At 54.5% G+C, this 21,185-nt stretch carries 19 protein-coding genes; 9 read left to right on the top strand and 10 right to left on the bottom strand.

Going from position 1 to position 21,185, the window contains the following annotated elements:
- Window positions 1-5: 5 nt before the first annotated feature.
- Genes ssuD through ssuE form a run of 3 tightly spaced genes read right to left on the bottom strand, consistent with a single transcriptional unit; the run spans window position 6 to window position 2,741 of the window.
- Window positions 6-1,154: an FMNH2-dependent alkanesulfonate monooxygenase gene (ssuD, locus tag NR114_RS02600; protein WP_020826157.1), complete on the bottom strand. Its 1,149-nt coding sequence runs from the start codon at window positions 1,152-1,154 to the stop codon at window positions 6-8.
- A gap of 16 nt (window positions 1,155-1,170) precedes the next feature.
- Window positions 1,171-2,136, bottom strand: a complete 966-nt coding sequence (locus NR114_RS02605) for a sulfonate ABC transporter substrate-binding protein (protein WP_020826158.1) — start codon at window positions 2,134-2,136, stop codon at window positions 1,171-1,173.
- 26 nt (window positions 2,137-2,162) lie between these two features.
- Window positions 2,163-2,741, bottom strand: coding sequence for an NADPH-dependent FMN reductase (gene ssuE, locus NR114_RS02610; protein ID WP_234529397.1), 579 nt, complete (start codon window positions 2,739-2,741; stop codon window positions 2,163-2,165).
- 259 nt (window positions 2,742-3,000) lie between these two features.
- On the opposite strand from ssuE, the gene pyrD reads away from it, so the two are divergent.
- Both pyrD and NR114_RS02620 read left to right on the top strand, forming a co-directional pair.
- Window positions 3,001-4,011, top strand: a complete 1,011-nt coding sequence (pyrD, locus tag NR114_RS02615) for a quinone-dependent dihydroorotate dehydrogenase (RefSeq protein WP_020826160.1) — start codon at window positions 3,001-3,003, stop codon at window positions 4,009-4,011.
- A 175-nt stretch (window positions 4,012-4,186) separates the two neighbouring features.
- On the top strand, window positions 4,187-4,735 hold the full coding sequence (locus NR114_RS02620; RefSeq protein WP_020826161.1) for a cell division protein ZapC: 549 nt from the start codon (window positions 4,187-4,189) through the stop codon (window positions 4,733-4,735).
- 6 nt (window positions 4,736-4,741) lie between these two features.
- Here the strand turns inward: NR114_RS02620 and NR114_RS02625 are convergent, their stop codons facing one another.
- Entirely contained in the window at window positions 4,742-5,845 is a 1,104-nt protein-coding gene (locus NR114_RS02625) for a YcbX family protein (protein WP_020826162.1), read from the bottom strand.
- 103 nt (window positions 5,846-5,948) lie between these two features.
- Here NR114_RS02625 and rlmKL point away from each other — a divergent pair, with 103 nt between their 5' ends.
- The 6 genes from rlmKL (at window position 5,949) to rmf (ending at window position 13,996) form a co-directional block, all read left to right on the top strand.
- Window positions 5,949-8,069: a bifunctional 23S rRNA (guanine(2069)-N(7))-methyltransferase RlmK/23S rRNA (guanine(2445)-N(2))-methyltransferase RlmL gene (gene rlmKL, locus NR114_RS02630; RefSeq protein ID WP_104410963.1), complete on the top strand. Its 2,121-nt coding sequence runs from the start codon at window positions 5,949-5,951 to the stop codon at window positions 8,067-8,069.
- A 5-nt stretch (window positions 8,070-8,074) separates the two neighbouring features.
- On the top strand, window positions 8,075-9,979 hold the full coding sequence (locus NR114_RS02635; protein WP_256813984.1) for an ABC transporter ATP-binding protein: 1,905 nt from the start codon (window positions 8,075-8,077) through the stop codon (window positions 9,977-9,979).
- A 74-nt stretch (window positions 9,980-10,053) separates the two neighbouring features.
- Window positions 10,054-11,370: a membrane integrity-associated transporter subunit PqiA gene (pqiA, locus tag NR114_RS02640; protein WP_020826165.1), complete on the top strand. Its 1,317-nt coding sequence runs from the start codon at window positions 10,054-10,056 to the stop codon at window positions 11,368-11,370.
- Complete coding sequence (gene pqiB, locus NR114_RS02645; RefSeq protein ID WP_020826166.1) at window positions 11,357-13,000, top strand: intermembrane transport protein PqiB; 1,644 nt, start codon at window positions 11,357-11,359, stop codon at window positions 12,998-13,000. The genes pqiA and pqiB overlap by 14 nt, the downstream gene beginning before the upstream one ends.
- Window positions 12,997-13,554, top strand: a complete 558-nt coding sequence (pqiC, locus tag NR114_RS02650) for a membrane integrity-associated transporter subunit PqiC (protein ID WP_044549599.1) — start codon at window positions 12,997-12,999, stop codon at window positions 13,552-13,554. Before pqiB ends, pqiC begins: the two co-directional genes overlap by 4 nt.
- Window positions 13,555-13,825: 271 nt before the next feature.
- Window positions 13,826-13,996 (top strand): ribosome modulation factor, encoded by a 171-nt coding sequence (rmf, locus tag NR114_RS02655; protein WP_071827009.1) that lies wholly within the window; start codon window positions 13,826-13,828, stop codon window positions 13,994-13,996.
- Window positions 13,997-14,060: 64 nt separating this feature from the next.
- Here rmf and fabF read toward each other — a convergent pair whose 3' ends face one another.
- The 4 genes from fabF to NR114_RS02675 all read right to left on the bottom strand — a co-directional run bounded on the left by fabF (window position 14,061) and on the right by NR114_RS02675 (window position 18,327).
- A complete protein-coding gene (gene fabF, locus NR114_RS02660; RefSeq protein ID WP_048761940.1) occupies window positions 14,061-15,335 on the bottom strand; it encodes a beta-ketoacyl-ACP synthase II in 1,275 nt (424 codons plus the stop codon).
- Window positions 15,332-15,859: a helix-turn-helix domain-containing protein gene (locus tag NR114_RS02665; RefSeq protein WP_115059242.1), complete on the bottom strand. Its 528-nt coding sequence runs from the start codon at window positions 15,857-15,859 to the stop codon at window positions 15,332-15,334. The genes fabF and NR114_RS02665 overlap by 4 nt, the downstream gene beginning before the upstream one ends.
- 129 nt (window positions 15,860-15,988) lie before the next feature.
- Entirely contained in the window at window positions 15,989-16,507 is a 519-nt protein-coding gene (gene fabA / locus NR114_RS02670) for a bifunctional 3-hydroxydecanoyl-ACP dehydratase/trans-2-decenoyl-ACP isomerase (RefSeq protein ID WP_012006178.1), read from the bottom strand.
- Window positions 16,508-16,575: 68 nt separating this feature from the next.
- Window positions 16,576-18,327 (bottom strand): Lon protease family protein, encoded by a 1,752-nt coding sequence (locus NR114_RS02675; protein ID WP_170868509.1) that lies wholly within the window; start codon window positions 18,325-18,327, stop codon window positions 16,576-16,578.
- 209 nt (window positions 18,328-18,536) lie between these two features.
- On the opposite strand from NR114_RS02675, the gene matP reads away from it, so the two are divergent.
- Entirely contained in the window at window positions 18,537-18,995 is a 459-nt protein-coding gene (matP, locus tag NR114_RS02680) for a macrodomain Ter protein MatP (protein WP_041415290.1), read from the top strand.
- Window positions 18,996-19,098: 103 nt separating this feature from the next.
- On the opposite strand, the gene ompA is transcribed toward matP, so the two are convergent.
- A complete protein-coding gene (gene ompA / locus NR114_RS02685; RefSeq protein ID WP_020826172.1) occupies window positions 19,099-20,175 on the bottom strand; it encodes a porin OmpA in 1,077 nt (358 codons plus the stop codon).
- A 358-nt stretch (window positions 20,176-20,533) separates the two neighbouring features.
- On the bottom strand, window positions 20,534-21,040 hold the full coding sequence (sulA, locus tag NR114_RS02690) for an SOS-induced cell division inhibitor SulA (RefSeq protein ID WP_046373977.1): 507 nt from the start codon (window positions 21,038-21,040) through the stop codon (window positions 20,534-20,536).
- Window positions 21,041-21,185 lie beyond the last annotated feature (145 nt).

Below are 21,185 nucleotides of genomic sequence, written 5' to 3' on the forward strand. Positions count from 1 at the left end.
GCTCCTCAGCTTTGCGACGCTTTTTGCGGAATATAGATATTGGCCACCACTTCTCCCTGGGCCTTGACCGGTTTGCGCTGCGTGGGGATTTGATTTTCCACCAGGTCAAGATGGGGGAACAGCAGTTCGCCGACGCGATAGGCTTCTTCCAGATGCGGGTAGCCGGACAGGATAAAGGTATCGATGCCCAGATCGGCATATTCCTGCATGCGCGCCGCCACCGTCGGGCCGTCGCCGACCAGGGCAGTACCGGCCCCGCCACGGACCAAGCCCACCCCGGCCCACAGATTGGGGCTGATCTCCAGATTGTCTTTTTTGCCGCCGTGCAGCGCTGCCATGCGTCGTTGCCCTACAGAGTCAAAGCGGGCAAATGCCTTTTGTGCATCGGCGATGGTTTTTTCATCCAGATTGGCAATCAGTCGGTCTGCTGCACGCCAGGCTTCTTCGGTAGTTTCACGCACGATCACGTGCAGGCGAATGCCGAAGCGCACCTTGCGACCTTTAGCCGCCGCTTTGGCGCGGACCTCGGCAATTTTTTCTTTCACCTGCGCCGGGGGTTCTCCCCAGGTGAGGTACATTTCAACCTGTTCGGCGGCCAGATCCTGCGCAGCGGCAGAGGATCCGCCGAAATACAGCGGCGGACGCGGTTGTTGCACCGGCGGGTACAGCAGCTTTGCCCCCTTCACCTGAATATGCTTGCCATCGAAATCGACGGTTTCCCCTTCCAGCACCTTTCGCCAAACGTGGGTGAACTCTGCCGAAGCCTCGTAACGTTCTTCGTGATTCAGATGCAGCCCTTCCGCCGCCAGCTCCTCGGGATCGCCGCCGGTAACCAGGTTGAACAACGCTCGACCATTGGAAAGACGATCCAGCGTCGCCGCCTGGCGAGCCGCCAGGGTGGGCGAAATTATGCCGGGGCGCAAAGCCACCAGGAACTTCAGCCGCTGAGTAACAGGAATTAACGATGCGGCCACGAGCCAGGAGTCTTCACAAGAACGGCCGGTGGGGATCAACACGCCGCCGAACCCCAGCCGATCGGCCGCTTGGGCAATTTGCTGCAAATAGCCGTAATCGACGCTGCGCGCGCCTTCGGTGCTGCCGAGATAGTGGCCGTCGCCATGGGTTGGTAAAAACCAGAATACGTTCAGGCTCATCGTCTATTCTCCAAAATTATTGTGCGCTCGGGCGCCAGATGCGTTGCGAGATATCGACCTTCACGGGCACCAGACGGTTGGCGTAAAACAGATCGGCGGTTTGCTGCTGGGCGGCAATGGTGCGTGCGTCCAGCGGTTTGATGGCGGTCGGTGGACGGTGATCCAAATAAGACGAGATCACTTTTTCCGGCAGCCCCATGGCGTTCGCCAGCAGCGTGACGCTTTGCGCCCGGTCGCTTTGAGTCAGCGCATCCGCTTTGGTCAACTCATCGAGCACCTGCTGAATAAACGGCCCGTTAGCTTCGGTATAAGTGCGCACCGCCAGATAGAAGGAGCCGGTTTGATTCAAATCGGTGCCGTCACCCAGCACCCGCACGCCGCCCTGCAACAAGGCTGCGGAATAGTACGGGTCCCAGATGGTCCAGGCATCGACGTTGCCCTGCTGGAATGCAGCGCGGGCATCTGCCGGCGTCAGGTAAACCGGTTGGATATCGGTGAATTTCAGTCCGGCTTTTTGCAGCGAACGCAGCAGCAGGTTGTGGGAACTGGAGCCTTTCTGGAAGGCGACCTTGTGGCCTTTCAAATCAGCGACGGTTTTGATCGGGCTATTTTCCGGCACCAGGATCACTTCCGCCTTGGGTTTAGGTGGCTCTACGCCGACATACAGCAGATCCGCCCCGGCGGCCTGGGCAAAGATCGGCGGAATATCGCCGGTGCTGCCCAGATCGATACTGCCGACGTTCAAAGCCTCAAGCATCTGCGGGCCTGCAGGGAATTCGATCCAACTGATTTTGGTGGTGGGGAAACGCTGTTCCAGCAGGCGGTGTGATTTTGCCAGTACCAGACTGACCGATCCTTTTTGATAACCGATACGAAACTGCGCCGGATCCTGTGCGCTGGCGGAATTGATCCACGCCAGTGAGATGATGCCGGCCAAAGCGCCAGTGCCAAGCCAACGGCCAAGTGATGAAAGTCGCGTCATTCTCTTTCCTTATATAGAGCGTGCTGTCAGGCGGTTTGACGTGCAAACAGAGACGGGGAGAGTTTTGCCTGGGGCGGTTTACGGCGACCGAGTGCCAGGTAGAAGCTTTCCAGGGCTTCTTCCAACCGCGATGCCAGCCCGTCGGACAGCGTGATATCTTCACCGCTCAACACCACCTGGCTATCGTCGGCGAACACCCCGTGCAGCACTTCCTGAGCTTTCAATGCCGTCAACACCGGCTTAAGGGCATAGTCCACTGCCAACATATGACCAATAGAACCGCCGGTGGCCAGGGGTAACACCACCTTATGGTCAAGCGCTCGCTCCGGCAGCAGATCCAGCAGGGTTTTCAGCGCACCGGAAAACGAGGCCTTATACACCGGCGTAGAGACCAACAGGCCGTCGGCCAAAGCCAGTTGCTCGGTAAAGGCTTTTATCGCCGGGCTATTGAAATTGGCGTACAGCAAGTCTTCTGCGTCAAAGTCGTGCAGGGTGTAGGAGATCACTTCTACGCCTTGCTGCTGCAACCAATTCTTACTCAAGGAAAGCAGGGCCGCTGAACGTGATGGGATGCGAGGGCTGCCGGACAGTGATATAACGCGCATTACCACTCCTTATAACTAAAAGTTAGGTTTAATTAAAAAATCGTCGAGAAGTGTTTTAAACCTATCAGCAAAGGGGCGGGTTACTTAAATCTCATTTTTTGATTTTGATATGCGTAAATGCGGATTGGCGGGGCATTGGCTCCCCGTCAGGGGAAACGATTGCGTTAAAAACGCTTTTTTTGCTTTTAATCAATTCCAATTGGCCAAGGGATACCGGATAATACGCCCCCGGTTTGCAACCGGGAAATCAGGAGAGTACATGTACTACCCCCTCATCAGAAAAGCGTTGTTCCAGCTCGATCCCGAGCGTGCGCATGAATTGACTTTTCATCAGCTCCGCCGCGTCACCGGCACCCCGTTAGAATTTGTTATTCGCCAGTCTGTGCCGACCAAGCCAGTAAGCTGCATGGGGCTCTCTTTTAAAAATCCTTTGGGTTTGGCCGCCGGCCTGGATAAAGACGGCGAGTGCATCGACGCATTCGGTGCCATGGGCTTTGGCTTTGTCGAAGTTGGCACCGTGACGCCACGCCCACAGTCAGGCAATGACAAACCGCGTCTGTTCCGCATCGTGGAAGCGGAAGGCCTGATCAACCGAATGGGCTTTAATAACCAGGGCGTGGATAATCTGGTTGAAAACGTTAAGAAATCCCATTTCGGCGGTATTCTGGGGATTAATATCGGTAAGAATAAAGATACCCCGGTCGAGCAAGGAAAAGACGATTATCTGATCTGTATGGATAAAGTTTATCCGTATGCCGGTTATATCGCGATTAACATTTCGTCACCCAATACGCCGGGGTTACGATCCTTACAGTACGGCGAAGCGTTAGACGATCTTTTGGCCGCCATTAAAAATAAGCAGCAGGAATTGCATGCGCGCCATCACAAATATGTACCGGTGGCGGTAAAGATCGCGCCGGATCTTTCAGAAGAAGAATTGATCCAAATAGCCGACAGTTTGGTGCGCCATAATATTGATGGTGTGATCGCGACCAATACCACGCTGGATCGTAAATTGATCCAGGGGCTGAATTATTGCGAGCAAATGGGGGGCCTGAGTGGTCGTCCGCTGCAGGCGAGCAGCACCGAAGTGATCCGTCGTTTGTCGCTAGAGCTGCAAGGGCGTTTACCGATTATCGGCGTTGGCGGAATTGATTCCCTGATGGCCGCACGGGAAAAAATGGCGGCCGGTGCTTCGCTGGTACAAATTTATTCCGGATTTATCTTCAAAGGTCCGCGCCTGATTAAAGATATCGTTAACTACATCTAATATTTTTCCTTTCATTTTCAGCCGGGGGTTTATTTCTTCCCCCGGCTCGTCTATATTTTGTCCACTAGCATAAATATCGTTCGCGGAATTATCCGATGTTTAAGCGACTTGAGTGGTGATAAAATCACCTTTTAGGGTAAATACGGCGTGGCATGGGCAGCGAGAAGGATAAGACATGAAGATAAAACCTGACGATAATTGGCGTTGGTATTTTGACGCCGAACACGATCGGCTAATGCTGGATTTAGCCAATGGGATGATCTTCCGCTCGCGTTTTCCTGCCAAAATGTTAACGCCGGATGCCTTTGATGAGTGTTCTTTCTGTGTGGATGACGCGGCGCTTTATTTTAATTATGAAGAGCAGTGCAAACAGATAAAGCTCAGCCATGAACAACGCGCCGAACTGGTATTAAATGCCCTGGTGGCCTATCGCTTCCTGAAACCGCTGATGCCGAAAAGCTGGCATTTCTCGCAGCAGCATTACCCGTTGCAGCCGAAAAATGGCGAATTAGCGGCGGTGAAGGTGATGGAGAGCGGCGTTGAAGCGCGTCTGCTGGTGGTGGAAGCCGGTGATAACGCCAGCCTGTGCCTGCTGGCGCAAAACCAACTCTCCGTCGCTGGTCGCACTATGGTTCTGGGTGACGCCATCAAAGTGATGCACGATCGCCTTAAACCCTGCGCGCAAGATGAAACCTCCGCCCCGGCTTACGACAGGGCGGTATAACGGCGATTACGCCAGCGTCAAATCGCTTTTTGGAATACAGCTGCAGCAAAGGATGGTGCCATTGTTGGCTACCGCACTTTTCTTCAGCGGCGCCACTTCGCCACTGACCAAGGTGATGCGACAACTTCCGCAAATTCCCGCACGGCATGAATAAGGCACGCGGAGCCCTTGCTGTTCCAACTGCTCCAGTAAGATTTGCTGATTATTGCCGGTAAACACCGTTCCCGCGTATTCGATAGTGACGCTATGTTCACTGTCCTGTGGTGCCTGCACGCTCTCAACCACTTTTCCAGCGCCATACGGGCGTGGCGGCTTGGTGGATAACACTTCTACTCTATCGCCGACGCGGATAATACCGCTGCTGCGCGCCACCATATTCTGGCCAAAATCGATATCGCCGTTATCAGCCGTGCGGAATTTCTGCAGAGTGCTCAGCGGTTCGCCGCTTGGGTGCTTGCGCCCCCGCTCGGTGCTGACGGTGGTCAACACGCAGCGGCTACAGGGTTTGACCAGATCAAACATCACGTCACCGACGCGGATCACCTGCCAACCATCCTCGGCCCAGGCATTCGCGCCGGTGACCACCAGATTGGGGCGGAACTGCTCAAGCTTGATGCTGCCGGGGCAACGCTGCTGCAAATCGTTGAATGAGGCTTCGTTGATCAGCAAATAAGGATAGCCGTCGGCGAAAGAAAGGGGGATTTCCGGGTGTTTTTTCACACGGCGGGTCAGCTCGGGGCCAAGCCAACGCAGCTGCACTTCACGCTGGAAATAACCGCTCAGCCAGCTGTTAATCGCTGCCGGCGCAATCAGGGCGGTGAAATGATTGCCCCAAACTTCGGTCGGTTGCGCCTCAGGGGCGAAATCGCTGAAGCGGATGGCGGCGCTTTCTCCGTCCGGCGCGGTCAGGAATAGCCCATCGGGCAGCAGAGCCGGGGTGAACATCACCATTTGCGGATATTGGCGCGCGGTAATAAAGGTGCCATCCGGTTCGGTGATCATAAAGGTACGGTCGAAAGCCAATCCACTGCTGGAAGCCTGCGCGTGCGAAAGCTGCAAACCACGAAGCGATTTCACCGGATGAACGTAAATTTTCGAAAGCGTAATCACCCTTATCCCCGTGCGATTATTAAATAGAAGGGAGCAACTTTATGACAAGCGGTCTGGATTAGCTATAATGCGCAACAATTTTCTTTTTGGTGATAAGTACGATATGAACTCTCTGTTTGCCAGCACGGCGCGTGGACTGGAAGAACTGTTAAAAAGCGAACTGGAAGCGCTGGGCGCTCACGCCTGTAAAGTAGTGCAGGGTGGGGTACATTTTCAGGGTGACGATCGTCTTCTGTACCAAAGCTTGCTGTGGAGCCGTCTGGCCTCACGTATTTTGCTGCCGCTGAATGAATTCCGCGTGCACAGCGATCTGGATCTGTATCTGGGCGTGCAGGCGATCGACTGGACCAACATTTTCGGCGTGGATAAAACCTTCGCCGTGCATTTCAGCGGCGTGAACGAAGAGATCCGCAACAGCCAATATGGTGCGCTGAAGGTTAAGGACGCCATCGTCGACAGCTTTACTCGCAAACTCGACCAGCGTCCGACGGTTGCGAAGCAGCAGCCGGATATTCGCGTCAATGTGTTCCTGCAGCGCGATATGGCCAGCGTAGCGCTCGATCTGAGCGGTGAAGGCCTGCATCAACGTGGCTACCGTGATCTGACCGGCCAGGCACCGCTGAAAGAGAGCCTGGCGGCGGCGATTGTGCAACGCTCCGGCTGGCAACCGGGGACTCCGATGCTTGATCCTATGTGTGGCTCGGGGACGCTATTGATCGAGGCGGCGATGATAGCATCCGATCGCGCTCCGGGTCTGCACCGTCAACATTGGGGCTTTACCGCCTGGAATGGCCATAACGTCGATCTGTGGCGCGAAGTGATCACCGAAGCGCAGGTGCGTGCACGCCGTGGCTTGCAAGAAACCACCTCACGCTTCTTCGGTTCTGATATCGATCGTCGGGTGATTGAAATGGCGCGCGGCAATGCCCGTCGTGCAGGCGTTGCCGAACTGATTACCTTTAACGTCAACGACGTCGCCAAACTGACCAATCCACTGCCGGAAGGCCCGACGGGCACCGTAGTGTGCAACCCGCCGTACGGCGAGCGTCTGGAAAGTGAACCGGCGCTGATCGCCCTGCATAATATGCTGGGCCGCATCATGAAGAGCGCATTCGGCGGTTGGCAGTTGTCATTGTTCAGCGCATCGCCGGAACTGCTGAGCTGCCTGCAGCTGCGTGCCGAACGCCAGTTCAAGGCCAAAAATGGTCCGCTGGACTGCGTGCAGAAAAATTACCAACTGGCGGAGAACCCACAGGGCTCCGGCGGTATTCAGGTCGCGGAAGATTTTGCCAACCGCCTGCGCAAGAACCTGAAGAAGCTCGACAAGTGGGCCAAACAGCAGGGCATTGAATGTTATCGCCTGTATGATGCTGACCTGCCGGAATACAACGTGGCGGTAGACCGCTACGGCAGCAAGGTGGTGGTACAAGAGTACGCGCCGCCGAAAACCATCGATGCGCAGAAAGCGCGTCAACGTCTGTTCGATGTGATCAATGCCACGCTGGCGGTGCTGGAATTGCCGTCCAATCAGCTGATCCTTAAAACCCGTGAGCGCCAGAAAGGCAAAAACCAGTATGAAAAACTGGCACAGAAGGGCGAGTTCCTGCTGGTGGAAGAGTTTAACGCCAAGCTGTGGGTTAACCTGACTGACTATCTCGATACCGGCCTGTTCCTCGACCACCGCATTGCTCGCCGCATGCTGGGTGAGATGAGCAAGGGCAAAGACTTCCTCAACCTGTTCGCCTATACCGGCACCGCCAGCGTACACGCCGGATTGGGTGGCGCGCGCAGTACCACCACGGTGGATATGTCGCGTACCTATCTCGAATGGGCAGAGAAAAACCTGCGCGTTAACGGCCTGACCGGCAAACAGCACAGATTGATCCATGCGGATTGCCTGTCATGGCTGCAAAATGCCGACGAACAATTCGACGTGATCTTTATCGATCCGCCGACCTTCTCCAACTCCAAGCGGATGGAGAACACTTTTGACGTTCAGCGCGATCACCTGGTGCTGATGCAAGATTTGAAACGGTTACTGCGTCGTAACGGGACCATCATGTTCTCGAACAACAAGCGCGGTTTCCAGATGGATATGGCCGGCCTGAGCGCCCTGGGTCTGGAGGCGAAAGAAATTACCGCCCAGACGCAGTCGCAGGACTTTGCCCGTAACCGTCAAATTCATAACTGCTGGCTGGTTACCCACGCCGGCGAAGGAAAATAATTACTATGTCGTTAATCAGCATGTCCGGTGCCTGGCTGTCCTTCAGCGATGCGCCGCTTTTAGATAACACCGAAATTCATATTGAAGACAACGAACGCGTTTGTCTGGTTGGGCGCAACGGCGCAGGTAAATCCACGCTGTTGAAGATCCTCGGTAAAGAAATTCCGCTGGACGATGGCCGGGTGATTTACGAGCAAGATCTGATCGTTGCGCGTCTGCAACAGGATCCCCCGCGCAATATCGGCGGGACAGTATTCGATTTCGTGGCCGAAGGCGTGGCCGAACAGGCGGAACACCTGAAGGCCTATCACGCGATTTCGCACCTGGTGGAAACCGATCCGAGCGAAAAAAACCTGACGCGTATGGCGCAGATTATGGAAATCCTCGATCACCAGGGGCTTTGGCAACTCGACAGCCGCATCAGCGAAGTGTTGCTGCAGCTGGGCCTGAACGGGGACGCGGAGCTTTCCTCGCTGTCCGGCGGTTGGCTGCGTAAAGCGGCGCTGGGGCGTGCGCTGGTCAGCTCTCCACGCGTATTGCTGCTGGACGAACCGACCAACCACCTGGACATTACCACCATCGACTGGCTGGAAGGCTTCCTGAAAGAGTTCCAGGGCAGCATCGTGTTCATTTCCCACGACCGTTCCTTTATCCGCAACATGGCGACGCGCATTGTCGATCTCGACCGTGGCAAGTTGGTGTCCTGGCCGGGCAATTATGATCTGTATCTGCTGAGCAAAGAAGAAGCGCTGCGGGTAGAAGAGCTGCAAAACGCCGAATTCGACCGCAAGCTGGCGCAGGAAGAAGTGTGGATCCGTCAGGGCATCAAGGCGCGTCGTACCCGTAACGAAGGCCGCGTACGTGCGCTGAAGGCGTTACGTAACGAGCGTTCAGAACGTCGTGAAGTGATGGGCACCGCCAAAATGCAGGTTGAAGAAGCGGTACGCTCCGGCAAGATCGTGTTCGAGATGGAAGACGTCAACTATCAGGTCGGCGGCAAAGTGCTGGTGCGCAATTGCTCCGCTCAGGTGCAGCGCGGCGACAAGATTGCCCTGGTCGGTCCGAACGGCTGCGGCAAGACGACCTTGCTGAAGCTGATGCTTGGCCAGTTGAAGGCCGACAGCGGTCGCGTACACTGCGGCACCAAGCTTGAAGTAGCCTATTTCGACCAGCACCGCGCCGAACTGGATCCGGAACGCACGGTGATGGACAACCTGGCAGAAGGCAAGCAGGAAGTGATGGTCAATGGCCGTTCCCGCCATGTACTGGGTTATCTGCAGGACTTCCTGTTCCACCCGAAACGCGCCATGACGCCGGTGAAAGCATTGTCAGGCGGCGAGCGTAACCGTCTGTTGCTGGCCAAGCTGTTCCTGAAGCCAAGCAACTTATTGATTCTCGATGAACCAACCAACGATCTTGACGTCGAAACGCTGGAGCTACTGGAAGAGTTGATCGATGGCTATCAGGGCACCGTGCTGCTGGTGAGCCACGATCGTCAATTCGTCGACAACTCCGTGACCGAGTGCTGGATCTTTGAAGGCAACGGCGAGATCAGCACCTTTGTCGGCGGTTATTACGATGCGCACCACCAGCGCGCAACGGCAAAACCTATTCGTCAGGTTGCGGCTGAACAGAATAAGCCGGCGGCGGAGAAAAAGGCTGAACAGCCCAAGAAACCGGCGGCTAAACTGAGCTATAACTTGTTACGCGAACTGGAACAGTTGCCGCAACGCCTTGAACAGCTGGAAGCGGAAATTGAAGCACTGCAGGCGCAAATGAGCGATGCTGATTTCTTCACGCGCCCTCACAGCGAAACACAACAGGTGTTGACGGCGCTGGCCGCCGCCGAAGGGGCGTTGGAAGAAGCCTTCGCCCGTTGGGAAGAGTTGGAAGCGATGAAAAACGGCTAACCGTTGAGAATACCGTCCGCGCGCTGCTGCGGACGGTATTGCCGTAACGGTGAGCAACGTTGTTAAGGAGGATTATGGTGTGTTCCCACGAGAATCACGAGCAGCACAGTCACGCAACACACGCAAAACAGCAACAGGACAATCTGATGCTGTGTCCACAATGCGATATGTTGGTGGCATTGCCGCCGCTGGCATATGGTTCAAAAGCGGTATGTCCACGTTGTAAAACGACTCTCAGCTCCCGCTGGCAGGAACCGCGCAAGCGGCCAATTGGCTATGCCCTCAGCGCATTGTTCATGCTGCTGCTGGCGAATATTTTCCCGTTTATCAATATGCGCGTTGCCGGCCTCGGTAACGAAATCAAACTGATCCAGATCCCGCAGGTGATGGTGGCGGAAGACTACGCCAGCATGGCCACGTTGTTTATGGTGTTCGTACAGTTGATCCCTGCGTTCTGCATGGTGGCAATCATTGTTCTGTGTGCCCGAGTGCGTATCCCCCTTGGCCTGAAAGAGTGGATGGCCAAGATGCTGTTCCAGTTTAAAACCTGGTGCATGGTGGAGATTTTCCTCGCAGGGGTGTTGGTCAGCTTCGTCAAGCTGATGGCCTATGGCGATATCGGTATCGGCAGCAGCTTTGTGCCTTATTGCCTGTTCTGCCTGCTGCAGGTGCGTGCCTTCCAATGTGTCGATCGCCGCTGGTTATGGAATGACATTGAACCTGCACCGCGGCTGGATCGTCCAATGCAGGTTGGGCACATCGGGTTGCGCCAGGGCCTGCGCTCTTGCCAATGCTGTACGGCGATTCTGCCGGCCGAGATGACCCGTTGCCCGCGTTGCCACACCAAAGGTTATGTCCGTCGTCGCCACAGTTTGCAATGGACATTGGCACTGCTTGTCACCTCTATCATGCTGTATATTCCGGCTAATCTGCTGCCTATTATGGTTACCGAAGCCCTGGGCAACAAAATCACCTCTACCATCATGGCCGGGGTGATCCTGCTGTGGGGCGAGGGATCTTATCCGGTGGCCATGGTGATCTTCATCGCCAGCATCATGGTGCCTTCGTTGAAAATGTTGGCGATTGGCTGGTTGTGCTGGGATGCTAACGGCAGGCATAAACCCCGGGCTGACAGCGAACGGATGCACCTGATTTATGAAGTGGTTGAATTCGTTGGCCGCTGGTCAATGATCGACGTGTTTGTGATTGCCGTGCTTTCGGCATTGGTACGGATGGGACAATTGATGAGTATTTATCCTGCTACTGGCGCACTGCTGTTCGCCATGGTGGTGATCCTCACTATGTTTGCTGCCATGACGTTTGACCCCCGGCTGACCTGGGATCGCGTAAATGAAACAATAAAAAAGGAGCCGCAAGGTGACGGAAAATAATCATAGCGTCGCGGACGTTGAAAAGATCAAGCGCTGGTCGCCGGTGTGGATTATCCCCATCGTCACTGCGCTGATCGGCGCCTGGATCCTGTTTTACCATTTCAGCCACCAGGGGCCTCAGGTGACGCTGGTCACCACAACCGCTGAAGGGCTGGAAGCGGGTAAAACCAAAATCACCAGCCGTAGCGTTGACGTCGGTGTAGTGGAAACCGTGACCCTGAGCGATGACCTGAGCAAGGTGGTGGTGCAGGCTCGGTTAAACTCCGGCATGGAGAAATTGCTGCGCGAGGATACCGCCTTCTGGGTGGTGAAACCGCAGATTGGCCGTGAAGGCATTTCCGGTCTGGGTACGTTGCTGTCTGGTGCTTACATCGAGCTGCAGCCGGGCAAAAAAGGTAAAGAGAAAAACGATTACCAACTGCTGGATGCACCACCGTTGGCTTCTCCGGACGCCAAAGGTTTGCGCATCATACTGGACAGTGAGAAATCGGGTCAGTTGAATGCCGGCGATCCTGTATTGTTCCGTGGCTACCGCGTTGGCTCGGTAGAGACCAGCTATTTTGATCCGAAAATGCGCGCCATGCGCTATCAGCTGTTCGTCTCCGCTCCTTACGACCAACTGGTGACCAGCAACGTTCGCTTCTGGAAAGACAGCGGCGTGGCCTTCGACATGTCCGCGCAGGGGATGCGGGTAGAAATGGGGTCTCTGGCTACGCTGTTCAGCGGTGGCGTCAGCTTTGACGTGCCGGACGGTTGGGATCGCGGTGAGCAGGTAAAAGAGAAAACCGAATATCAGCTGTTCGATAACCAACGCAGCATCCAGGATTCGTTGTACACCGTACACAAAGATTACCTTATGTTCTTCTCCGACTCGATCCGTGGCCTGCAGCCGGGTGCGCCAGTTGAGTTCCGCGGTATCCGTTTGGGGACCGTGGCGCAAGTACCATTCTATAAAGAAGGTATGATGCAGCGTCTGGATAACGACTACCGGATCCCGGTGCTGATCCGCATCGAACCCGATCGTTTCCAAAAACAGTTGGGCGGCAATTTCGATATTGAAGGCCATCTGAAAGATGCTGAATCTCGCGGTATGCGTGCTGCGCTGAAATCTGCCAACCTGCTAACCGGTTCACTGTACATCGATCTGGATTTCTATCCGCAGGAGAAACCGTGGAAAGGGCCGCGTGAGCTGTTTGGCTATCCGTTGATGCCGACCACGAGCGGCGGTTTGGCGCAGATCCAACAGAAACTGATGCAGACCTTGGATAAGATCAACGCGATGCCATTGAATCCGATGATCAACGAAGCGACCAAGACCCTGGCGGAAAGTCAGAAAACCATGAAGTCGACGCAACAGACCATGAAATCGTTGAACGACATCATCGCCAGTAAAGAGATGAAGGCACTGCCGCAGGATATGCAAAAAACGCTGCAGGAGCTGAATCGCAGCATGAAAGGCTTCCAGCCAGGTTCACCGGCCTACAACAAGATGGTCGGCGATATGCAACGTCTCGATCAGGTGCTGCGTGAGTTGCAGCCAGTGCTGCGCACCCTGAATGAAAAGAGCAACGCGCTGGTATTTGAAGCCGCGGGCAGTAACGATCCTCAGCCGAAGAAGGCCAATAAATGATGAAATGGATTCCTGTAGCCCTGGCGCTGGTACTCAGCGCCTGTAGCAGCACACCACAGAAAACCTACTACCAACTGCCGGCGCTGGGTGCGCCGACACAGGTGAGCGGCGGTGAGACTTCTCGCCAACTGTGGTTGGAACACGTCACCGTGGCGGATTATCTGGCGCAGAACGGCGTGGTTTATCAAACCAATGATGTGCAGTACGTTATTGCTCAGAATAATCTGTGGGCCAGCCCGCTCGACCAGCAGCTGCAGCAAACGCTGGTCACTAACCTGAGCAGCGCATTGCCGGGCTGGGTGGTCTCCTCCCAGCCGATGAGTAGCGATCAGGATGTGTTGAACGTGACGGTCAGCGGTTTCCATGGTCGTTTTGATGGCAAGGCGATTATTCGTGGCGAATGGGTGCTGAGTCATCAAGGCAAGCTGACCAAACGGCCATTCAGCCTGGAGCTGAAACAGGGCGAGGATGGTTACGATGCGTTAGTCCGTACCTTGGCGCAAGGCTGGCAGCAAGAGGCGCAGTCCATCGCCTCGCAGGCCGGTCGTTTTTAGTCATAATTTGGACTAAAAAGGTCTAATCCCTTCCGATGAAAAATATTAAAACTTTTCGTCGGGAGGGATTTTTATTTTATTTCAATCAGTTAACCTCTTTCCCGGCATATCAGCCACTTAGCCAATTCTGCGTGTGTAGCTCACAAATATGACATTGGCGTGAATTTTGCGCATTGATCTTCCCTTCATTTAGCGCTATTGCTTATACGTGGCTGCACAAAAAGCAGCCATTGTTTTCTTTCCACCAGACCAAATATGAGGGAAACGAGGCATGAAGAGACAGAAACGCGATCGTCTGGAAAGGGCGCATTCACGAGGTTATCAGGCAGGTATCTTAGGGCGTTCTAGGGAATATTGTCCCTACCAATCATCTGTGGACGCCCGGTCTCAATGGCTGGGAGGTTGGCGAGAAGCCATGGAAGACAGGGCTGTGACCGCTTAAGCGGCTCTCTGTCAAAAAAAAGGAATAACCTCCGCTCCGGGCGGAGGTTTTTGTTTAAACGGTCTTATCCCTGCCAGCGTTTCAGCAAGATACTCGCATTCACGCCGCCAAAGCCAAAGCCGTTCGACAGCGCGTAGTTGATGGTCATTGGTTGCGCTTTATTGGCCACCAAATGTAACCCCTCGGCCGCCGGGTCTGGATTATCCAGATTCAGCGTGGCTGGTGCGATCTGATCGCGCAATGCCAGCGCCGTAAATATGGTTTCCAGCCCGCCTGCAGCCCCGAGTAAATGTCCCGTAGCGGATTTGGTCGACGTGATGGCTATGCTGCCCCCGGTACCGAACAGGTGTTTAATGGCGTTGATCTCACCCAAATCACCGACGGGTGTTGAGGTCGCGTGGGCATTTAGGTGCTGAATTTGCTCCGGTGTGACACCGGCCTGTTTCAGCGCAATTTTCATTGCGCGATAGGCGCCGTCACCGTCTTCAGCACCGGAGGTCATGTGGTAGGCATCGGCACTGGTACCGTAGCCGACAATTTCTGCCAGTGGTGTGGCACCACGCGCCAGCGCATGTTCCAGCGTTTCAATAACCAACATGCCGGCACCTTCCCCCATGACAAAACCGTTGCGGGCACTGTCGAATGGCCGGGAGGCTTTTTCTGCCTCTTCAGGTGACGTCGTGGACATGGCGCGCGCTGCGGCAAAGCCCCCGAGGCTGACGGTGTCGATTGCGGCTTCTGTACCGCCACACAGCGCGATATCGGCCTCATCGTTACGAATCATGCGTACCGCATCACCAATAGCCTGGACGCCTGCTGCACAAGCGGTAACGGGGGCGCCGATCGGGCCCTTGAACTGGTGCTTAATAGACACATGACCGGCCGCCAGATTGACCAGGAACGAAGGAATGGTAAATGGCGAAAGGCGTTTGGCTCCCCGGCTGTCGGTGGTGCGCACCGCGTGAGCAATCGCCGGAAAGCCACCAATACCGGAGGCAATCACGGTTGCGGTGCGCTCCTGCTTATCTTCCGTATCCGCTGTCCAGCCTGCCTGACGAATGGCCTCATCGGCCGCCGCCATCGCCAGCAGAATAAAGCGGTCCATTTTCTTTTGGTCTTTTGGCGGTACGGAGCTGTCGGGATCAAAACCTGCCTCGGCATCCTGCTCCAGTGAAGGCACCTGCCCGCCGATTTTAACCTGCAGGTCGGCAACGATCTCTTCCGGGAGCGGACGAATACCGGACTGGCCATTCAGCAGACGCTGCCAGATAGCCTCTACGCCGCATCCCAGTGGCGAAACGGCGCCCATGCCGGTAATGACTATACGACGACTGTTCATAGTGACTCCTTGGATGATTCGGGGGGGAATGCAGAAAGGTTCTGCTGCATCAGGGCCGCGCGTTGGCGCATACCGTCGGTCGCTGCCGGCCCTGGCGCTAAGGTAATATTATGCAGCGCGATAGGCTGCCGGGTAATGCTGTCGATCAGTTCTACGCGTATTGGCTGCCCGGTACGGCGGTCGACCAGTTCCGCGCTAATGCCGTCATCGGCCAGATGGGTATTTCCCCAATGGAACAGGGCCGCGAGCACTGGGAAGAAATCCTTGCCGCGTTCGGTGAGCAGATACTCATACCGTATCGGCCGGGTTTGATATCGCTGCTTATGCAGGATACCGCTTTCCACCAGGTATCTCAGGCGGCGGGTCAATATGGTGGGCGAAAGCCCCAGGCTTTGCTGGAATTCATCAAACCGCGATAGGCCATGGAACGCATCGCGAAGAATCAGGATACTCCACCATTCTCCCACGCGGTCCAGTGAGCGGGCTACTGGGCATGGCATGTTGTCAAAACGGGTTTTCTGCATGGCATACCTCCTGGTAACTACAATAATTGTAGTTACTATTTAGCCGCCATGAACCTGGGGTTTAAAGCACAGGGCATACTAGCGGCGGGGAAATAAAACGGCGACCGGGAAGGGCCGCCGTGACTGCGATTAGAACGCAGCAGTGTCCTTGAACAGGCCCACTTTAAGATCGCTGGCGGTGTAAATCACCTGGCCGTCGACCAGAACTTCACCATCTGCCACACCCATAATCAGCTTACGGATGATCACGCGTTTGAAGTTGATGCGGTAGGTGACTTTCTTCGCAGTCGGCAATACCTGGCCGGTGAATTTAACTTCACCCACGCCCAGCGCACGACCTTTGCCTTCGCCACCCAGCCAGCCGAGGTAGAAGCCTACCAACTGCCACATGGCATCCAGACCCAGGCAGCCTGGCATCACTGGATCGCCGATAAAGTGGCAACCGAAGAACCACAGGTCAGGATTGATATCCAGTTCCGCTTCCACATAGCCTTTGTTGTGGGTACCACCGTCTTCGGTCATCTTGACCACGCGGTCCATCATCAACATGTTACCTGCCGGCAACGGCGGGCCGCCGGCGCCAAACAGCTCGCCACGGCCGGATGCTTCGAGGTCTTCTTTCGTATAGGAGTCGCGTTTTTCTACCATGTTCTCAGTAAACCTTATTTTAATGAAGGGCGCAGATTAGCTTACACGTGTACGCTGAACAAGTCCGATCAGCCGTGGTTGAACCAGTTGAGCCAACGAAGTGGCCACGGCCAGCGCCGGCGTTCCTGCGGATTCACCTGTGCAATCCGTTCCTGAATCGCAGCCAACAGATTAGGTTGCTGTTCATCAGAGTAAGGATAACCGGTGAGTAATGGCAAGGCCTCTGCGGCGCTGTCGACGGCCCACAGATGGAATTGCCCCTCGCGCACCGCATCGACTACGTCCTGGCGTAGACACAGGTGGCGCACGTTGGTAGCGGGCATGATGATGCCCTGTTTGCCTGTCAAACCGCGACGTTGGCAAACTTCGAAAAAGCCTTCGATCTTCTCGTTGACGCCGCCAATAGGCTGTACATTGCCGAATTGGTCGACGGAGCCGGTTACCGCAATTTGCTGGGTAATTGGCTGCGACGAGAGTGCACTGATAAGCGCACATAACTCGGCCAGTGAGGCGCTGTCGCCATCCACTTCGCCGTAAGATTGCTCAAACACGATTGAAGCCGAGAAGGGCAGCGGCTGGTCCAGTTCCAGTTCGGAAATCAGGAACGCCTGCATAATCATCATGCCTTTAGCATGCAGATTGCCGCCAAGTTCGGCTTTGCGCTCGACGTCGGTAAATTCGCCATCGCCAAGATGCACCACACAGCTGATGCGAGATGGTTCGCCAAAGCTGCGTGGGTGGCCAGGATATTCCAACACCGACAGGCCGTTGATCTGGCCGACGACTTCCCCCTCGGTTTCAATCAGGATTTGGCCCAGCTCAATTTCATCCTGCATCCGCTCTGCGAGGTAGCTTTCACGCCACTCGCGGGCATTCAATGCGGCTTCGAATGCTTTGGCGGTGATGCTCTCTTCCTCGGCATACAGCGCCGCTTCAGAAAGTTGTTGGCTGATCCACAGCGGGGAGAGCGGCAGATTGCCCTGATCGCCGCTGTGACGCACGGCTTGAACCATTAACGGATACCAGGCATCGGCGGCCAGCGGTGGTAATTGCTTCTCGTCGATAAGGGCATTGACGTAGCCACACCATTGCACCATGTCATCGATTTCGGTGAGTTGCAGATCTTCTTCGTATTCGCCGTAGACCGCCTGCTCGCTCAGCTCCGGCTCGATATCATGGAAATCGGCCAGACCGTGGCGATCGCCCACAACGATTAGCCGTAATTCCAACGGCATCGGGGGAATGGCAATCGGCAGCGGTCGCGTTTCATCCGGGGAAACCCAATGGAATTGGCGCTGGGTGATCATTTGCTTCAACCGCAGCCACAGTAACGGCTGAGCCAGCAGGGAACGTGCCGACAGGATCAGCACGCCACCGTTGGCTTTATGCACCAGGCCAGGTTGCAAGCTGATTTCATTGTTGTGGATCCTGACGCAGCCAAACAGCTGCTCCGGCTCAATCCACTCCTGAAACACACAGGCGCCACCGGCCGCAAAGGCTTCATCACCCTGGCTTGCGGGTTCAACGCTGACTTTGCTGCCCTGGATCACATAGTGACTGCCCTTAAACGCGGTATTCTGCGGTTGCAGTTGCTCAACTGCCTGGGCTATCAATGCCAGATACTCACGCGTTTCCTGCGCTTTCAACAGCATGAAACGCGGTGGCGACTGTGGATGGCAAAACAGCGTCAGTGCATTTTCCAGCCGAGGCTGAATGGAAGCAAAGGACACGGGCGCCAACTGCGCGGCGGTATCAAATATCGCTTGATAAGGCGTAACGTCCGGCAACAGTGATTGCCATTCAAGTCGGTTATTGGTCAAAGTGTTAGATGCAATCGTCAAAAAGGGAAAGGGCGATTATACAAGAATAATGACAGCTTGATACATGCAGAGTCGTAGTTGGTGTCAGGGAGTTTGACATCGCGCGATGACTGTGCAAAAAACAGTCTAAAAGCGGGGGAATTGCCGGGGAAATTCGGCGTAAAGCTGTTATGCTTAATTAAAGTTACGCGGTCACTGAAGAGCTCACGATGAAATATCAGCAACTGGAAAATCTGGAGAGCGGTTGGAAATGGAAGTACCTGGTGAAGAAGCACCGGGAAGGGGAAGCTATTACCCGCCACATTGAAAACAGCGTTGCTCAGGAAGCCATTGAAGAGCTGCTGAAGCTGGAAAATGAGCCGGTAAAAGTGCTGACGTGGATTAGCCACCATATGAATCCGGAACTGGATAACCGGATGAAGCAGACGATCCGCGCACGGCGTAAACGTCATTTTAACGCAGAACACCAACATACGCGTAAAAAATCTATCGATCTGGAGTTTTTGGTTTGGCAGCGTTTGGCCGGCCTGGCTCGTCGCCGTGGCGTGACTTTGTCAGAAACCGTGGTTCAGTTGATTGAAGATGCGGAACGTAAAGAGAAGTATGCCAGTCAGATGTCATCGCTGAAACAGGATTTAAAAGCCATTCTCGGTAAAGACGAACAGTAAGTCCCCGTTCCGTGATTCCTTGAAAGGGGGCACGTAGCCAGTTACGCTGATTTTGAGCGAAAAAAAACCCCGCATAGCGGGGTTTTTTACTAAGAGTGGTAGCTTAGCCTTGTGGCTGAGTTACAACGTCTTTGATACCTTTAACTTCGATCTCTACGCGACGATCTGGTGCCAGGCAATCGATCTGTGCTTTGGTAGCACGGCCAGCTTTGTAGCCACAGGTGTTACCAGTGACGGAATCAGCTTCGCCCATACCACGTGCAGAGATTTTGTCTGAAGGAATACCTTTAGATACCAGGTAGTCAACAACGCTTTGAGCGCGTTTTTCAGACAGTTTCTGGTTGTACTGGTCAGAACCAACGGCGTCGGTGTAACCCAGAACTACAACAGAACCATCTTTAGGATCCATGGAGCTCAGCTGAGTGTACAGCTGATCCAGAGCCTGTTGGCCTTCTGCTTTCAGAGTGGATTTGTTGAAGTTGAACAGCACGTCAGACTTCAGAGTGAAACGCTTGGTTTCAACAACTGGAGCTGGAGCCGGAGCTGGTGCTGGAGCAACAACATCATCCTGACCGAAACGGTAAGAAACACCCAGGCTCAGCATGGTGTTGTCTGGACGTGCGCCGACAGTACCTGCATCACCGATGTTGCTAACGAATTGGTAGTCCAGGCGAGTAGCCCAGTTTTTGGTCAGTGCGTACTCAACACCCACTGCAGCCAGCGGAGAAACGCCAGTGTCGTGGTCGCTCAGACGAGTGCCATTGCCGTAGTTAGCTTTGGAATCTGCACGCCATACCATACCACCCAGACGAGTGTAGATGTCCAGATCGTCGATGATTGGGTAGCTCAGTTTAGCTGCCAGTTGAACGCCCTGTGCTTTGAAAGCACCGTTGTTCACGCTGCCTTTGTAAGGCATACGGCCAAGCCAGTCATAGCCCAGCTCGAAGCCCAGGTATTGGTTCGCCTGGTAACCCAGGAACGCGCCAGCACCCAGTTGATCTTTATGGGTCGGACCATTGCCGATACCATTCTGGTAACCGTTGCCGTAGAAACCAGTGTCATGGTACTGGGACCAGCCCAGTTTAGCACCGGTGTACCAGGTATTATCTTTTGGGGCGGCTTGCGCTACGGTAGCGAAACCAGCCAGTGCCACTGCTAATGCGATAGCTGTCTTTTTCATTTTGCGCCTCGTTATCATCCAAATAGGCAATGAGCTTTAAAGCTGTTTTAAGCCCTTGGTTAAATTCCTTCGCCAAGGTTTGAGCCCTCGTTTGTTACTCGGCCAGTTTATCTGGCGTTATAGAGCAACCTTGGCGATGTAAAGTCTACAACGTGGCGCGAAAGTTACAAGTGTGATGTGATAAAGCTCTAAAAAAAAACGCGGAATCGTACATATTTACTAACATTAACCGGCAAAAAAACGAGCATTTTGACGTTCGTTTTGGGCCGCGGAACCGCAGCCGCACTCGCTTTGCCCCTGATCCCATAAAGGTTCCCTTGAGGAACGATGAAAATGATGGGAAAAATCCTAAATTTACTTAATGATACAAAGAAGAGTGAATTTTTAGGGTGGAACACTGTCCGTGAACCGGGTTTATGTCACGTTGAGGACGCATAATGAACCCATAAGCGTTCCCTAATTCTGCCGCACGTCTTAATTTTAGACGATCTTCTTCCGTAAGATCGGGTAACCAGCCGAGTACGACACTGTAATTTCCCGTCAGTAACGCTTTTTCCATCGCTTCGACCGTGTCCAGCGGACTGATTTGGCTCAGCTGCACCACTTTTCCAACCGGCAGGCCGGACTGCTGTAGCCACCGTTTGCTCAGCTTTTGCTGTGGAGTCAGCCATAACAACCAGCGCGACTGCATGCCCAACTGCTGTAGCAAAGGCAGCAACAGTTGCGCCACTGCGGGCTGATGCTCGCTGTAAACAAGTTCACTGATAAGGCCATTCTTGTTGCCGGCATCTGTGTTTTCTGCAGCATTGTTCACCGCAAAAGAGGTGTGGCTGAAATGGGTTTTGTAGAGTGATTGAGTACGCATAAAGTATCCCGCCCGTAGTGTCACTGTATGTTTATACAGTACATCCAGTTGCCATTAAGATCAACCCAAATCTTCGTGGCACCTCGCATAATCGCGATCATTTTTTATACGATCAACTTTTATGATTGGCATGACCACGGATAGT

It is taken from the genome of Serratia sp. Ser99 (assembly GCF_024519545.1).
In the GTDB taxonomy this organism is placed as follows: domain Bacteria; phylum Pseudomonadota; class Gammaproteobacteria; order Enterobacterales; family Enterobacteriaceae; genus Serratia; species Serratia liquefaciens.